We start from the raw sequence: 14,535 nt of genomic DNA on the forward strand, positions 1-14,535 counted from the left end.
ACAGATGCCTGTTAAGCTTGTAGAGGTGACAAGATCAAATTTGGTTGAAAGTATACATCGGGGAGATGTTGTTATAGCCAGATCTGACGGCAGCATATTGTACAGTCTCGGAGACCAGCACCGCCTGACCTTTCTTCGTTCTGCCTCCAAACCCATACAGGCAATTGCAGCTTTGGAGGCTGGTATAGTAGAAAAATTCGGGTTGGATTTATGGGAAGTGGCCCTTATGACAGCATCACATAGCGGTGAGAAGCAGCATATAGAGGTGGCTGACTCAATAATGAAAAAAATTGGAATAGACGAGGAACAGTTAGAATGTGGTATTCATGAACCTTTGGGAAAGGAAGCAGCAAAGGAGCTGAGTGCAGCAGGTAAAGAGCCTTCAAAGCTTCACTGTAACTGTTCTGGGAAACATCTGGGAATTATTGCTGCTGCAATTGCAAAGGGATTACCCGTGAAGAATTACAGCCAGGTTGACCATCCAATTCAGAAAGATGTAGAGAGAGTTGTTTCACATTTCAGTAGTGTAGAAGAAAATAAAATCATAAAGGGTAGTGACGGGTGTGGAATTACCGTTTATGGAATACCATTAATGAATATGGCTCTTGCGTACGCAAATCTTTGTGATAACGGTTTTATGGATGGTAAATATGCTAAATCCCAAAACTATGTACAAAGTTCTATGACAATGTATCCGGAAATGGTTTCAGGAGTTGGTAGGATTGATTATGAACTGATGAAGAATTTCGGTGATAGAGTAATCGGGAAGATAGGAGCAGAAGGTGTATATTGTGCAGGTATAATTGGAAAATCAATAGGTATTGCAATAAAGATAGATGATGGTAATAATAGAGCTGCAGGTCCTGCAATCCTTCAGGTTCTTCTCCAACTAAAGGTTATAAACAGTGAAGAAATTGAAAGATTAAAGGAATTTTACAACCCTGACATTGTAAATCATAAAGGGGAAAAGGTAGGAGAGATAAGAGCTGTGTTCAAGGTAAGATAAGTGGTAAGCGGAATAAACAAAATAACCGGGAGACAGTCCCAGGTTATTTTGTTTATCTATGAATTATGAGCTAACTCCCGCTGCCTGACTGACCACCCCCGGATTCACCACCTGATTCTCCGCCTCCCTGGTTGCCGCCTTCACTTCCGCCACCTTTTTCATTACCTTTCTGCATCCCTTTTTCTATAGCCTGCACATTTGTTAATGCAACCCTACCTTTTATATCAACTAGAGGTTGATTTTTTTCCTTAATAACTTTCTCAAGCTCATACAGGGAATAATCCAGCTTGTTGCAATTTTCCTGCTGATCTTTGCTAACTGTATTCTTAATCAGCGGCCAGGACGATTTTAAAGCATTTATATCACTTTCCGCCTGAGTCCAGTTTGCTGTCCAGGAATTTAGCATGGCATTTCTTGTATAATATTTTATCCTTTTTATTTCAGGAGACATTTCTGTCTTGTATAAGGAATAAAAGTCAGGTATATAGGCATAAAGATAGCTGGCTGCCATTAGTGTATTTGTCGAGTTTTTTCCGATAATAGTATTTGTCAGGCTATTAAGAGCTTTGCTGAAACCATCCATGAGGTTTTTGCTTGCACCCTTTTGAGCTGCCATAGGCATATAGTTGTCCCATTGGTAATGCAGCTCATTAATTACAGGAGCTACATTGGTCCATGGATCCTGCTTTGGCTGTTTTACCTGCTGGCCTGCTTGAGCTTGTTGTTTGTCCTGATTTTCTTTCTCACCGCCACCCTGCTGTCCGCCTTTTTCGTCAGTACCGCCGCCTTGTTCTTTATTTTCCTGTCCGCCTTCGCCTTGCTGCCCGCCTTCCTGATCCTGTGACTGTTTTTTGTCAGTTTCCTGTTCGTCCTTTCCTCCACCTTTTTTTTCTTCCATTACTGTAGCAGGGCCTTTAAACTCTTTAAATATTTTTTCTATATTGTCTTCCAGTGAAGTCAGCTGATCAGGAACTTTCTCCGATTTTTCCTCGTTTTCAAGTGACTGCATTTTAGTTTCGGGATTTTGTTTCTTTTGTCCGCTGCATCCTGTGGCAGTAAAACAAAGTATTATCATAACAGGTAATAATATTCTTAAAAACAGTATATTTCTTTTCATCTTAATCTTGCAGTTAATAGGGATACCCTAAAATTTATTGAATACCTTTCGAAAATCTGTAGTATAAAATTTAGCACATCCCCAATCCTGCTTAACCTCCATCTTGAATTTTAGTATGTTTCTCTTATTTGTATTATTTCAAGATAAAATGATAAAAATACTCCAGCGATTCATATAGCCCAAATTAGCATTTGCAAAATAGAATTCTCTAACATGCCAAGAAAAAATTACATAAAGGTATTTATGTAAATATACCGAATATAGTAATGTAGCGTATTATCATGTATTAATCGGAACTGTCAAGCATTTACGGTTTGCTGGGGAAAGATCTACATTTGCCTGGAGTATGCGGGACAGGTATATGGGTTAACCCCTCAGTGGGAGTTAATCATTACAGTTACCCGGTAATGACACTGCGCACTATTTTAAGAGGAGGCAATATAATGTCAATTGCTGTTAACTTATGGTCTAAAAGAACTGGTGAAATCAAAAGGTTTTTGGAAAGCTATTATGAAAAGAATATTATTATGGATGATGACGTCGACCAGTGGATATACATATATAACAAGCCGCTGGATGCAATTGATATGATAAGTGCTGTAATGGATAATAATGATAAATACGAAATTTGTATGTGCATACAGGTAGATAAGGGAGATTTGCATCCTGTCACTTATGAAAACCATAATGATATTATTAAAGGGATATTGTATTTATTTTATACAGAAAATGTTGAAGCGGTGTAAATATACCGGTATCGATACATAGCAGACTCCATTCGAATAATCAATCCACTTCTTTTTCCTGCCCGGTATCAAAAATAACAATAAGGAAATACTTTTTTATATGACTCATTATAAAGGAGTGTTTTTCATGGAGAGTTTTGATATTAGCGTGGAGAAAAGGAATGATACTGGTAAAAGTGCAATGAGGAAGTTGAAAAATGAAGGAATGGTGCCGGGAATAATATATAATCAAGGTGCTGGTATCCCTATTATTCTGGAAGAACATGAATTGAGAAATATCTTAGATAAAAAAGGTGAAGGTATCATTTTAAATTTTGAACTAAACGGAACAAAGGTGAGTGCTAAGGTTAAGGAAGTACAGAGAGACCCTATTAACCAGGACATACAGCATATTGATCTGATGCCCCTGGACGGTGGAATACTGCATTAATAATACGCCAATTAATGACTATACTAATAAACAGCAAGCCTCTGACGGTATAAATTCACCGTGAGAGGCTTTAAAATTTACGAGCTGTTTACAAATTATCTATTATATTTATGAAATAATCGGGGTTAAACAACAAAAAAAGGCTATGATACTAAATGTTTCCGGAGGTTATTAACTTACAGTGATCATAAAGTTATTTCATTATATGGATATGTGGTATAATATAACATAACAGATAAAGAATCAGCAAAGCTTAACCTGGAGGTTTTGAAAAAGTGTGCAGGTTAATTTTACAGAGTAGGACAAGCTAAAAATACAGGTGATAAGACAATGAAAAAACCTCATTTGATAATTTTGATTATAACTGCAATAATGGCGTTGTTTTCAGCGTATTCGCTTGCAGCGATAAATCAGGTATATAACGTTGAATTTGAGTGGTTCTCACAATATAATAACAGTTTCAGAAATGACGTGCGCGATACTTCATATGATAAGTGGTATTCAGCGGAGCATCCTGAGGAGATGAAGCTGACTGTAATCAGGAATTATTTGGATTATCTGTCTTTTGAAAAAGAGATGGGTGGCCGTATGGAGCAGTCTGTCATGAAAAGGATAATGACCGAAGACTATGAAAAATATATCACTATATGTTGTTCTTTAGGTAATGTCGAATCTCTGGAATATAGAGTGAAGATTGATGAAATTGCCCAAAGGGGTAATGTTGTGGAAGTAAAAGTCAGTATGAACAGTCCGGTTAAGGAGGAAAAAAAGGGTGATGGGGAAAAAGGCCTGATAGAGCAGGTCACATATAAGCCGATGGATTTGGTCAGGATAAATAAAGAGGCTTTAGCATCCAAAGGAGGCTTGTATTTCATCTTCAAAAATCAGTCAGGAAAGCAGATTGATGAACAGTATTACGACATAAAATAAAGAAGCCGGATCAAAACAGCTCAATACCTGGCTTCTCAATTTTTTAAAGACTCAGCTGTTGGAAATCATGTCGAAAATTCCCTTTATCCCGTTTCCGGAGGATTTCAGCTGCTGCTTAAAGTACTCAAGCTCGCTGCCCACAACATCATCCAGCATTTTTTGTCCCATCAGTTCGACAGGAGCTATATCGTCGGTAAAAATATGGTTTGCTTCAGATATCTCTACCAGATTTGACTTAACAGAATTCGAAATCTTAAATAAGGGATCTGATTCACTTAGAATACTGATATTATTTTTATAGTTTTCAATGCAGTTTTTATCGTCAGATGCAAAAACCAGTGTATTTGTACCGGTCTGTAAGTCATATTTGTATACTTTATTCATTACATGCTTCACTGTCTGAGTAAGATAATCCGTAATCTCATTATTCTTTTCAGAGCGCATGTTTATATTGATTAATATAACACCATTATCCCTCAGATGTTCTTTAACCTGTCTGAAAAATTCTACAGTTGACATATGAAAGGGTATGGTGATGTCATGGTATGCATCTACCATTATCAGGTCGTATCTTTTTGCTTCCTTGCTCATTAGAAATGTTCTTCCGTCATTTACATATATTTTGGCTTCGTTTTCCTTGAGTTCGAAATATTGCTTGGACAGATCAACGATTTTCTGGTCGATTTCCACACCATCAGTACTGCTGTTAGGGAAATAGCGCTTGCACTGCTTGGCATAGGTGCCAGTCCCCAGTCCGAGGATCAATACATTCAGCTTTTTGTCAAAGCTTGTATCCCTGATGAAGAATGGAGCCATCAGTCCATAATCATAATAGTATCCGGAAAGCGTATTATTTTTTTTGTATATTGACTGAACACCAAATGCAACATTAGTTGAAAGAATGACAGAGTCTTTGTATTCGGTCACTTTCAGGTAGTTGTACATGGATTCTCCCTCATAAACTATATTTTTCTCCCAAAATGCATAGGAACTGTTCAGTGGCGCAAGAGCCAATGTAATTATTATTAAGGTTGTTATTACGGAACGGATGATTTTTCTTTTATTTGTCACAAAATAATATAGGGATATCAGGTTCAGGATAATTGCAAATACAAAAAATGTCTTACTTGTACCCAGAGTCGGGATAGTGACAAATGTTGGTACAAACGTACCTATTATGCTTCCAATAGTAGATAATGCATATATTTCACCGGCTGTTTTTCCAGAGTTGCTTATATCCTTCAGTCCAAGCTTTACAAGGTATGGAGACACCATTCCCATAATAACCAGAGGGAATGAGAAAATTATCAGGCATGAGGTGATGGAGCCTGCTACGATCAGGTTTTCCGGAAGTATAAATACAAAGATGGCTGCTGATAATACAGTGACATATTTTCCGATTACGGGAATAATTGCTATCCAAACTGAAGCAATACCAATCATGAAATACAGCTTGTCTGCGTTTTTCTGCTTATCTGCGGACCTGCCTCCTATCACATTTCCTATACTAAGTGAAATCATTATAAGACCGATAACTATTGTATATATGATCGAAGAAGAACTGAAAGTGGTAGCAAGCATTCTGGTTGCGCTAAGTTCAACTGCCATTACGGACATGCCGCAGAAGAAGGATGTCATGTATACAAAGAAGTTCTTTTTCATTAGTTTGTTTCCCCCGTTACAATAATGATAAACGCAGTATTTAGTAATTTATTTACAAAGAAAGTTTATTTATAAAAGAATGGACTAAAGATAGTTTATACTAAAAAGCAGGTTTTGTGAAGCGAATAAATAATTACTTTGATTTATAAGAGACAATGCATTAGTATATAAATATAATCGTTTATGGAAGGATTGATATGAGGTCTGAGTATTCTTTGTATTTGTTGTATTTGTTCGTTGTAATATTACTTTTTAGCCTTTTTTTGTTTTTTTTATTTAGAAAAAAGCATAAAGGTAATAGGACAGAAAACAGGAAGAGTTTCTCAATAGCATCAGGTAACATAAGTATTTTTTTTGATAAACAGGAGAATGTTACGATAATTGCATATACTGCCGATATATTCAGAGTAGGAAGAGCTACAGGTAATCCTGTTTTTCTTAACTCTCCATATAGCAGTGAAATGCTCGGACAGGCAGCAAGAAATGCAATGTCTCTAAGCAATAAAGGATTAGTGTGTTCAGATGTGGACTTAATGAAAATGCTGGGCTCCAGGGAGTGGAAAGATTTTTCCCGAGGCAGGAGGAATATTTCCATGCACTATAAAAACGGGCACGGTGTGGTCCTGAACTCGACTGTAAGAAAATCTGATGGTTCATATCAATTCAACCATATGGGGTTTGAAAAAGTTATTTCGCCGGATGTCTCAGACATTGAACTGGGTAAAACAATAAAGGAATTACTTCAACGATGCAGATAAAATAGCTAAAGAGAAAAATTTAGCTGGCATAACATGTCAATTTATTATATTATATATATCAAATGCCCGGATATTGATTTGAAAAGGACTGCGTATAAAGGCAGCATAGACAGAATTTATACAGAATTATGATGAATTAGTGAGTACAATGAAGTCCTCCTTAGATATAAGGGGGATTTTCTGTGTAAAAAAGCGGCTCATGTTTTCGAAGCGGGTAATTGACTCAGTTTTACTCATTTAATATAATACTAATAGTTTTTAGATTATTTGGACAATAAATAAGTCAATAAATCCAAGTTTAAATACAATTTAGCCGTTTGTTGGAGAATAGGAGGAAAAGCAGTGAGAATAACAAGGGAAACCATTGAACATGTTGCAAATCTTGCAAGACTGAATCTTTCCGAACAGGAAAAGGAAAAACTTACTTCAGAGATGGGTAATATTATTGCATATGTGGACAAGTTGAATGAACTTGATACCGGGAGTATACAACCGACATCACATGTTTTACCTGTCAAGAATGTTTTCAGAGAAGATAAAACAGAAAAATCATATGACAGGGAAAAAATCCTGGCTAACGCGCCATCTCAGGAGGATGGATGTTTTAAAGTACCAAAAGTAGTAGAGTAGATTGGAGGAGATAAAGTGGAACTATATCAACTGACAGCCCATGAATTGGGGGATATGCTGAAAAACAGAAAGGTAAGCGCTGTTGAACTTACCCGGTCTTTACTGGATAGAATAGAAAAGATAGATCCTGGTGTAGGAAGTTACATAACATTATGCGGGGATGAGGCTATAAAAAGATCCCAGGAAGTACAGGGCAAAATAGACAGGGGAGAGGCTAAATCTCCACTTGCGGGTATACCTATGGCTTTGAAGGACAATATGTGTACTGAGGGGATAAAAACTACATGCGGATCGAAGATGCTTCACAACTTTGTACCCCCTTATAACGCTACAGTGGCTAAAAAACTCTATGATGCTGATACTGTTCTTTTAGGGAAGCTTAATATGGATGAATTTGCTATGGGTGGTTCTACAGAAAACTCGTACTTTAAAAAGACAAAAAATCCATGGGATTTGGAGAGAGTCCCGGGAGGATCAAGCGGTGGTTCGGCAGCATCTGTTGCAGCGGATGAAGTTATTTTTTCATTAGGGTCGGATACAGGTGGATCTATCAGACAGCCTGCATCATTCTGCGGTACTGTTGGAATGAAACCAACCTATGGAGCAGTTTCACGGTTTGGTTTGGTAGCATTTGCATCTTCGCTTGATCAGATAGGGCCTTTGACTAAGGATGTGACGGACTGTGCGCTGGTAATGAATGAAATTGCAGGACATGATGTTATGGATTCGACTTCAGCCGATATAAACTATCCCGATTATACAAAGGCACTTGTTAACGACATCAAGGGAATGAAAATTGGTATACCAAAGGAGTATCTAGGGCAAGGCTTGAATGAAGAAGTCAGGAAGTCTGTGCTGGATGCAGCTGAAATTTTCAAAAAACTGGGAGCCGAAGTAGAGGAGTTTCCACTTCCTATCAATGAATATGCCATTCCGGCATACTACTTGATCGCATGTGCGGAGGCCAGCTCCAATCTTGCCAGATATGATGGCATTAAGTACGGATATAGGGCAGAGAAATTTTCTGATCTTCTTGATCTTTATAAGCAGTCAAGAAGTGAAGGTTTCGGAGAAGAAGTAAAAAGAAGAATAATGCTCGGAACATATGCACTTAGCTCAGGATATTATGATGCTTATTACAAGAAGGCACTTCAGGTAAGGACACTTATAAAGAACGGATTCGATGAAGCTTTTAAAAAGTATGATTTGGTTTTAGGACCTACTGCGCCTACTACAGCGTTTAAAGTAGGTGAAAAGACAGATAACCCGCTGGAAATGTATCTTGTGGATATCTACACTGTTTCTGTAAATATTGCCGGTTTACCTGGGTTGGTAGTACCTTGCGGATTTGACAGCAGCAACCTTCCTATAGGTATGCAGCTGATAGGAAAGCCATTTGACGAAAGTACACTACTTAAAGTAGGCTATACATTTGAACAGAATACAGATTTTCATAAAAGAAAACCGGTACTTTAAGAAAAATGTTGAAGTATTTAAGCTGAGTGTTTAGGCTTACACATATAAAGTAATGTTTTACATCAGCTTTGAACTGAAGAATATGAGGTGAGAATAATGGAATATGAAATAGTCATAGGGTTGGAGGTACATGCAGAACTTGCAACCAAGTCTAAAATATACTGTACGTGCACTACCGAATTTGGAGGAGAACCGAATACGCACTGTTGTCCGATCTGTACAGGTATGCCCGGAGTGTTGCCGGTATTGAACAGGAATGTTGTTGAGTATGCAGTAAAGGCAGGTCTCGCTACAAACTGTACGGTTGCAGACTTCAGCAAACAGGACAGGAAAAACTACTTTTATCCTGATCTTCCAAAAGCATATCAGACTTCTCAATACGATCTTCCGCTGTGCAAAAATGGTTTTGTGGATATAGAATTGAATGGCGGGAAGAAAAGAATAGGTATTACCAGGATTCATATAGAAGAGGACGCAGGAAAACTGATGCATGATGAGTGGGAAACCGGAACTCTGGTTGACTATAACAGGTGTGGCGTACCATTGATCGAAATAGTAAGTGAACCTGATATACGTTCTGCTGAGGAAGCAAAAGTATATCTTGAAAATCTGAAAGCAATTCTGGAATATACAGAGGTTTCGGACTGTAAAATGCAGGAAGGGTCTTTGAGGGCTGATGTAAACCTTTCGGTAAGACCAAAGGGACAGAAGGAGTTTGGAACCAGAACGGAAATGAAGAACTTGAACTCGTTCAGGGGAATAGTAAGAGCTATTGAGGCTGAGGCTCAGAGGCAGATAAATGAGATAGAATCCGGAGGCGTTATTGTACAGGAAACCAGAAGATGGGATGATAACAAAGGCATAAGCTATGCTATGAGGAGCAAGGAAGAAGCCCATGATTACAGGTATTTTCCTGAGCCGGATCTGGTGCCGATTATAGTAGACGATGAGTGGTTTCAAAGGATAAAGGCTTCACTTCCTGAACTTCCCGATGCCAGGAGAAAGAGATATATTTCCGGATTTGGACTCCCGGAATATGATGCGGCAATGATTACATCTTCGAAAGTTCTTGCAGACTTCTTTGAGGAAGCAGTAAGCAAAAGTAATAATGCAAAAGCGGTTAGCAATTGGGTAATGGGAGACCTTATGAGAATCCTTAAGGAAAAGGGAATGGAAGTGGAAGAGATTCCTTTTCCGGCAGAATATCTCGCAAAGCTGATCGGATTGATAGATAAAGGTACGATCAGTGGTACTATCGCAAAGAAGGTTTTTGACAAAATGTTTGAGTCTGGGAAAAATCCGGAACTCATTGTCAAAGAGGAAGGCATGGAGGTAGTAAGTGATGAGGGTGCTCTTGTAGCTGTAGTTAAAAAGATTCTGGACAGTAATCCTCAGTCTGTATCCGATTATAAGAGTGGAAAAGAAAAGGCCTTCGGCTTCCTTGTGGGTCAGGCCATGAAGGAAACAAGAGGAAAAGCAAATCCGCAGGTTATTAATAAAATACTGAAGGATGAATTGGACAACATATAAATAAAAGGCGGCTTAAAGCCGCCTTTCTTTATACATTTTATATAACTTTTACAGTCCAGTTAAGCTTATCTTCAAGCTTTCCGCTTTGTATGCCGGTAATGGAATCATACAGTTTCTGGGAAATCTCACCTATTTTGAAATCGTTTACTGTTATTTTGTTATCATTCCAGTTGAGTTCGCCGACAGGGGAGACAACTGCAGCCGTACCTGTTCCAAAAACTTCTTCAAGTGCTCCATTTGCGTGAGCATCATAAACTTCCTGAATGGTTATGCGCTTTTCTGTGACTTTAACACCCCAGGATTTTAAAAGCTGGATAACGGAATCCCGTGTTATACCTGGTAAAATGCTTCCTTCCAGTGAAGGAGTAATGATCTCCCCGTTTATTTTGAAGAAGATATTCATAGCTCCTACTTCTTCAATATATTTTCTTTCTACACCATCAAGCCACAAGACTTGAATATAACCTTTTTGAGAAGCTTCCGACTGAGCTTTCAGACTTGCAGCATAGTTTCCACAAGTTTTTGCAAACCCTGTTCCGCCTTTTACTGCTCTCACATATTCGCTCTCGACAAAAATCTTTACGGGACTGAGTCCTGTGGGGTAGTATGCACCCACTGGGGATAGAATAACGATGAACTTATATGTGTGGGAAGGATGAACACCAAGAAAAGGATCTACTGCAAAAATAAAAGGTCTTATATAAAGTGAAGTACCGGGAGCAGAAGGTATCCAATCACTGTCTAGTTTTACAAGGGTCTTTATTGCTTCTATACAGAATTCTACATCTATCTGAGGCATACACATTCTTTCATTTGTAGAATTTATTCTGTCCATGTTTTTACCAGGTCTGAAAAGAAGTATCCTTCCATCTTCTGTTTTATATGCCTTCAGCCCCTCAAAAATGGATTGACCATAGTGCAATGCAGCAGTCGCAGGGTCGAGTTCCAAAGGACCATATGGGATTATTCTGGCATCATGCCATCCCTTACCTTCCGTATAGTCCATAATAAACATATGATCCGTAAAATACTTTCCAAATCCGAGGCTATTTGGGTCAGGCTTTTGTTTTGGATTTTTGTTTTTTTCAATTCTAATCTCTAAAGACATAGTTTAAACCCCTTTCAATTTGAATTTTAAATAAGGAATGCAATTGAAGCCGATACTAGCAATCATCTACAATACCAATGCCAGCAACAACCATAACCGTTTAAAATTCTCTGCGTTTTCTTATTCATTTTATTATGCAACTTTTTGTTGGAAAAATCCAGACCTTTTTCATCAAATTTTCTGGTTTTGATTGGTTTGCGGTATAAATCGCATATATAAATGCTTATCCTTGTTCCCAGATGGATTCTATCGAATAAATGCTTGAGCATTTCTTATGATATTTACCCCTTTTATCCAAAAGTTCCGGTACTTATTGCTATAAACAGCTTATTTTGTTATTATTATGAACAGGATTATTATATTTTAGATGATTCCTTTTTTTTCACATGATTTTGTAAATCATTTTTGCTTTTTTTCACAAAATATTAGTAAAATATTTTTGGAGGATACACATGTTTAAAAAATTATACCCTGATCTGATTGTTGACAGGATACAGGATATAGAGCTGGAAACCTTGATCAAAAAGAATATAAAAGGCTTGATCCTGGATATAGACAATACTTTGGTACCCCAACATATGAAGGAAGCTGATGAAAATGCAGTCAGATGGATTGAAAAGGTCCGTAAGGCAGGTTTTAAGACATGTATAGTTTCAAATGCTTCAGAAAAAAGAGTAATTAAGTTTAATGAAAGACTTAAGGTTTTTGCAATACATAGGGCTTCAAAGCCGGGAACAAAAGCATTTATGAGAGCTGCAAGACTTATGGATATAAAAATAAGCGAAGCAGCTGTTATAGGAGATCAGATTTTTACAGACGTGTATGGGGGAAATAAAGCGGGGGCTTTTACCGTACTTGTAAAGCCTATAGATAAGAAGGAGTTTGTTTTTGTCAGATTTAAGAGGATTTTTGAAAAGCCTGTATTGATGAGCTACAGGAGGAAATACCATAAAAAGCGTTAAAGAAATCAAAAAAGTGAGGAAAAGATGATAGTAGATAAAAGAGTATCAGGTAAGACACGGATTATGGGCGTATTAGGTAATCCGGTTGAGCATTCCATATCACCTCAGCTTCATAACACGCTCAGTACAAGACTGGGAATTGATACGGTATATGTTCCTTTCAGAGTGGAAAAAGCTGACCTTGATAATGCAGTAAAAGGCTTAAAAGCATTAAATGTTTTGGGCTTTAATGTTACTATCCCATATAAAAAGGATATTATGAAATTCATAGATGATAACACGAAGGAGGCCCTGTTAATGGGAGCTGTAAATACCGTGAAAAACATTGATGGAAGGCTATATGGGTATAATACGGATGCAGAGGGTTTTTCAAGGTCTTTTAAAGAGGAGTCGGGAGCCACTTTCAAAGGTAAAAATATCCTTATCATAGGTGCAGGTGGTGTTTCAAGGGCTATTGCAGTGAAGACTGCCATTGAGGGTGCAAAACATATCTCTTTAGTGAACAGGACAATTTCCAAAGCATTGGATATTGCCGGAATAATAGAGAATAATTATGAAACAGGTATCAGGTGTTTAGACTCTGAAGACAAAAAATACAAAGATGCATTTAGTGAAGCCGATATAGTTATTAATACCACGTCTGTAGGGATGTATCCGGAAATAGAAGGATGTCCTGTTGATAAGAAAATAAACTTTATGAGTCATCAGATCATATATGATGTCATATATAACCCGGCTAAAAGCAAATTATTAAAAAAAGCTGAAAAGTCAGGCTGTAAGGCTATGAACGGTCTGGGAATGTTGTTTTATCAAGGGATTTATGCCTATGAAATATGGACAGGCATAAAACTCTCAGAGGATATTATTAAGGAAATATACAAATCTTTTGTAAATATTTTAAAAAATTAAAGGTTTTATAGCTAAATTGACGAATAATATAATAAGAAAAATTATTTTAGAGTTGAAAATATGACGATATTATCTTTCGTAGTTTTATATTTTTTTGTTTTTTTAATGGGAACCATTTTCGGATCTTTTCTGAATGTATGCATCTACCGTATGCCTCGTGAGGAATCGATAATAATGCCGCCTTCTCACTGTACAGGCTGCGGGTCAAGGCTGAAAGCTCCGGATCTTGTTCCAGTATTCAGTTTTGTATTCTTGAAGGGTAAATGCAGGCATTGCGGAGTCCGGATTTCACCCCGGTATCCCCTGATAGAACTTCTTACTGCAACTGTATTTATGATATTATTCTATAAATACTTTATTTCAGTAGAATTTATTGCGGCAGCTTATCTGATGGCAATCCTGATTGCTGTGTTTTTTATTGATCTTGATCATAAAATAATACCTGACCAGCTTGTTGTTGCCGGACTTGCAGGTGCTTTACCACTTACAGTCTACAATTTTTTCAAACCGGTTCAGATATTTGGGGAGACCTATTGGCTAAATCGATTACTGGGGCTTCTGCCTGGGACAGGAACACTTTTTCTTATAGCAGTTATCGGTTTAATAATTTATAAGACTGATGATGCCATGGGTATGGGAGATGTCAAACTTTTTGCGCCAATCGGTATTTTTCTTGGATGGAAGCTTTGTCTGCTTACTCTCATGTTGTCCGTAGTATTAGCCGGGGTAACCAGTATCATACTTATTCTTACAAAGATAAAAAGCAGGAAGGATACAATCCCTTTCGGACCTTTCATAGTTATCGGAACCTTTATAGCCATAGTGTGGGGAACAGATATTATAAACTGGTATATGAATTCAATCAGTAATTAATAATTAATTGTGGGAGGATAAAGCTATGCCGCAGATCAAAAATTATATGGAAGAAATCGTATTTAACCTAATGAGGGAAGTGCTTACAGACATCAATATGTGTACTTGTGAGAAGTGCATACTTGATATTGCTGCTATTGCATTGAATGATTTACCGCCCAAGTACATAGTAAGTGAAAAAGGTGAATTGTATTCCAAGATTGATTCTCTCAGGCAGCAATTTGAAGTGGATGTTATTTCGGCAATAACTAAAGCAGCTGTAATGGTAAAAAGGAAACCAAGACATGAATAGGGTAGTGCAAGCTTATGAATGATGAATCGGGACAACGGACTAAATCAGGAGGGAACTTCTTTTGAAGTTAACCTCCTTTTATTTTTGCTTATTTATGTATATAATA

Annotated in this window: 15 protein-coding genes; 12 read left to right on the forward strand and 3 right to left on the reverse strand. The window is 37.5% G+C overall.

Annotation, left to right across the window (positions count from 1 at the left end):
- The first annotated feature begins 4 nt into the window (after positions 1-4).
- Positions 5-1,006: an asparaginase gene (locus N3I35_16280; protein MCX8131637.1), complete on the forward strand. Its 1,002-nt coding sequence runs from the start codon at positions 5-7 to the stop codon at positions 1,004-1,006.
- 70 nt (positions 1,007-1,076) lie between these two features.
- Here the strand turns inward: N3I35_16280 and N3I35_16285 are convergent, their stop codons facing one another.
- Positions 1,077-2,123, reverse strand: coding sequence for a hypothetical protein (locus N3I35_16285; GenBank protein MCX8131638.1), 1,047 nt, complete (start codon positions 2,121-2,123; stop codon positions 1,077-1,079).
- A gap of 443 nt (positions 2,124-2,566) precedes the next feature.
- Here N3I35_16285 and N3I35_16290 point away from each other — a divergent pair, with 443 nt between their 5' ends.
- The 3 genes from N3I35_16290 (at position 2,567) to N3I35_16300 (ending at position 4,229) form a co-directional block, all read left to right on the forward strand.
- Positions 2,567-2,869, forward strand: a complete 303-nt coding sequence (locus N3I35_16290; protein ID MCX8131639.1) for a hypothetical protein — start codon at positions 2,567-2,569, stop codon at positions 2,867-2,869.
- Positions 2,870-2,996: 127 nt separating this feature from the next.
- Entirely contained in the window at positions 2,997-3,299 is a 303-nt protein-coding gene (locus N3I35_16295; protein MCX8131640.1) for a 50S ribosomal protein L25, read from the forward strand.
- Positions 3,300-3,629: 330 nt separating this feature from the next.
- Positions 3,630-4,229 (forward strand): hypothetical protein, encoded by a 600-nt coding sequence (locus tag N3I35_16300; GenBank protein ID MCX8131641.1) that lies wholly within the window; start codon positions 3,630-3,632, stop codon positions 4,227-4,229.
- Between the two features lie 51 nt (positions 4,230-4,280).
- On the opposite strand, the gene N3I35_16305 is transcribed toward N3I35_16300, so the two are convergent.
- Positions 4,281-5,891, reverse strand: a complete 1,611-nt coding sequence (locus N3I35_16305; GenBank protein MCX8131642.1) for a fused MFS/spermidine synthase — start codon at positions 5,889-5,891, stop codon at positions 4,281-4,283.
- Between the two features lie 197 nt (positions 5,892-6,088).
- On the opposite strand from N3I35_16305, the gene N3I35_16310 reads away from it, so the two are divergent.
- From N3I35_16310 to gatB, 4 genes are all read left to right on the forward strand, one after another.
- On the forward strand, positions 6,089-6,649 hold the full coding sequence (locus tag N3I35_16310) for a hypothetical protein (GenBank protein ID MCX8131643.1): 561 nt from the start codon (positions 6,089-6,091) through the stop codon (positions 6,647-6,649).
- A gap of 342 nt (positions 6,650-6,991) precedes the next feature.
- Positions 6,992-7,279 (forward strand): Asp-tRNA(Asn)/Glu-tRNA(Gln) amidotransferase subunit GatC, encoded by a 288-nt coding sequence (gatC, locus tag N3I35_16315; protein ID MCX8131644.1) that lies wholly within the window; start codon positions 6,992-6,994, stop codon positions 7,277-7,279.
- A 15-nt stretch (positions 7,280-7,294) separates the two neighbouring features.
- Positions 7,295-8,755, forward strand: coding sequence for an Asp-tRNA(Asn)/Glu-tRNA(Gln) amidotransferase subunit GatA (gene gatA, locus N3I35_16320; GenBank protein ID MCX8131645.1), 1,461 nt, complete (start codon positions 7,295-7,297; stop codon positions 8,753-8,755).
- A 96-nt stretch (positions 8,756-8,851) separates the two neighbouring features.
- Complete coding sequence (gene gatB, locus N3I35_16325; GenBank protein ID MCX8131646.1) at positions 8,852-10,285, forward strand: Asp-tRNA(Asn)/Glu-tRNA(Gln) amidotransferase subunit GatB; 1,434 nt, start codon at positions 8,852-8,854, stop codon at positions 10,283-10,285.
- A gap of 37 nt (positions 10,286-10,322) precedes the next feature.
- Here gatB and N3I35_16330 read toward each other — a convergent pair whose 3' ends face one another.
- Positions 10,323-11,393 carry a branched-chain amino acid aminotransferase gene (locus N3I35_16330; protein MCX8131647.1) on the reverse strand — a complete coding sequence of 357 codons (1,071 nt, stop codon included), beginning with the start codon at positions 11,391-11,393 and terminating at the stop codon, positions 10,323-10,325.
- Positions 11,394-11,845: 452 nt separating this feature from the next.
- Between N3I35_16330 and N3I35_16335 the strand changes: the two genes are divergently transcribed.
- The 4 genes from N3I35_16335 to N3I35_16350 are packed head-to-tail and all read left to right on the forward strand — an operon-like array spanning position 11,846 to position 14,429.
- Complete coding sequence (locus N3I35_16335) at positions 11,846-12,355, forward strand: YqeG family HAD IIIA-type phosphatase (GenBank protein MCX8131648.1); 510 nt, start codon at positions 11,846-11,848, stop codon at positions 12,353-12,355.
- 24 nt (positions 12,356-12,379) lie between these two features.
- Entirely contained in the window at positions 12,380-13,264 is an 885-nt protein-coding gene (locus N3I35_16340; protein MCX8131649.1) for a shikimate dehydrogenase, read from the forward strand.
- A 60-nt stretch (positions 13,265-13,324) separates the two neighbouring features.
- The gene (locus N3I35_16345; GenBank protein MCX8131650.1) at positions 13,325-14,137 is read left to right on the forward strand and encodes a prepilin peptidase; all 813 of its coding nucleotides are present in this window, start codon (positions 13,325-13,327) and stop codon (positions 14,135-14,137) included.
- Positions 14,138-14,162: 25 nt separating this feature from the next.
- Positions 14,163-14,429, forward strand: a complete 267-nt coding sequence (locus N3I35_16350) for a late competence development ComFB family protein (protein MCX8131651.1) — start codon at positions 14,163-14,165, stop codon at positions 14,427-14,429.
- Positions 14,430-14,535 lie beyond the last annotated feature (106 nt).

The sequence above is a fragment of the Clostridia bacterium genome (assembly GCA_026414765.1).
In the GTDB taxonomy this organism is placed as follows: domain Bacteria; phylum Bacillota; class Clostridia; order Acetivibrionales; family DSM-27016; genus SKW86.